This is a genomic window from Falsiporphyromonas endometrii (assembly GCF_042654485.1).
Lineage (GTDB): Bacteria > Bacteroidota > Bacteroidia > Bacteroidales > Porphyromonadaceae > Porphyromonas > Porphyromonas endometrii.
Genome location: NZ_JBHSGO010000022.1, coordinates 1 through 849, shown reverse-complemented (window position 1 = coordinate 849; position 849 = coordinate 1). Strand labels below are relative to the sequence as shown.

The 849-nt window shown below is 49.6% G+C and carries 1 protein-coding gene; it reads left to right on the top strand.

Annotated features, from left to right (window positions below):
• Window positions 1-849: AAA family ATPase (locus ACFO3G_RS01220; RefSeq protein WP_380077227.1), on the top strand; the 849-nt coding region annotated here is incomplete at both ends.

The following is an 849-nucleotide window of genomic DNA, read 5'->3' as shown; positions in this document are numbered from 1 at the left end:
TCAAAGAGAAATATGAAAACCACCACAAGGTCCGTATCAAAGACGATGCCATCATTGCGGCCGTAAAACTGTCGAGCAGATATATCACAGACCGCTTTTTGCCCGACAAGGCCATCGACCTTATGGACGAATCTGCAGCAAGATTGAGAATGCAGATAGACTCCCTTCCCGAAGAACTTGATGAAGTGACCAGAAGAATCAGGCAGCTTGAGATCGAGCGAGAGGCAATCAAAAGGGAAAACGATCAGCCCAAACTTGAGCAGCTCGGCAAAGAGATTGCCGAACTGAAGGAAGAGGAGCAACAGATGCGTGCCAAATGGCAAAGTGAAAAGGACTATATCGACAAGATTCAGCAGAATAAAGTTGATATGGAGGAGCTTAAATATCAAGCCGAACGCTACGAACGCGAGGGCGACTTCGGAAAAGTTGCCGAGATCAGATACGGTACCATCAAGGCCAAAGAGGATGAGATTGCCCATCTGCAAGAAGAGCTATCCCGAGTACAAGGCAACGATGCGGTCATCAAGGAGGAGGTGGACGAAGAGGATATTGCGGATATCGTATCTCGCTGGACGGGAATTCCCGTGAGTAAAATGCTTCAAAGTGAACGGGAAAAACTTCTTCACCTGGAGCGGGAAATTCACAAGCGCGTGGTTGGACAAGACGAGGCGATAGAGGCCGTCAGTGATGCCGTCAGAAGAAGTCGTGCCGGGTTGCAGGATCCCAAGAGGCCCATCGGTTCATTTTTGTTCCTGGGTACAACGGGTGTTGGAAAGACCGAGCTTGCCAAAGCGTTGGCCGAGTTCTTGTTCGATGATGAGACGATGATGACCCGAATCGACATGTCGG